The following is a 482-nucleotide window of genomic DNA, read 5'->3' as shown; positions in this document are numbered from 1 at the left end:
AGTAACGCGCTGGCAGTGGAAGAACAAGAACCAGAAACGAAGCAGACGGTGTTGGCCGTCTGCTTCGAAACATCATTATTGGCTCGAGAACTGATCGAGAATACCATTCTTGCGGACGACATCCAAAACAATACAGAAAAGATAGCTTTGCAGTTGTCGGAGCCCCTCCCCCCAACTTATAATGGGATTATTGCTGGGCTAAACAATGCTGTCGCCATGCGTGGGACAGCAAACGTTGAATCGCCATCAAGAGCATCCACAGATTTACGTGCAGCCGTCATCGGTTTATGGTGTATAAATGACACCATAGCCGCCCTGAATCAGACTGATAATGCAGTCTTACAGGACGGCGAGTTGCAACAAACACTTGTCGATTATTACAACAACTTATTGGCTGACATCGTTTGTCGTTTTCAGAAGACGGCTGCACTGAACGTCAGAAGCCGACTGCACTATAGCAGCGGAGGGGTTGGATCCATCAG

Annotated in this window: 1 protein-coding gene; it reads left to right on the top strand. The window is 48.1% G+C overall.

Features of this window, described 5'->3' with window-relative positions:
- A partial coding sequence (locus QMN38_RS26755; RefSeq protein ID WP_323606426.1) for a hypothetical protein occupies positions 1–482 on the top strand: 482 nt, incomplete at both ends.

Source organism: Citrobacter sp. R-1.5.2 (assembly GCF_035064245.1).
GTDB lineage: Bacteria > Pseudomonadota > Gammaproteobacteria > Enterobacterales > Enterobacteriaceae > Citrobacter.
This window is presented reverse-complemented; position numbering and strand designations above follow the sequence as displayed.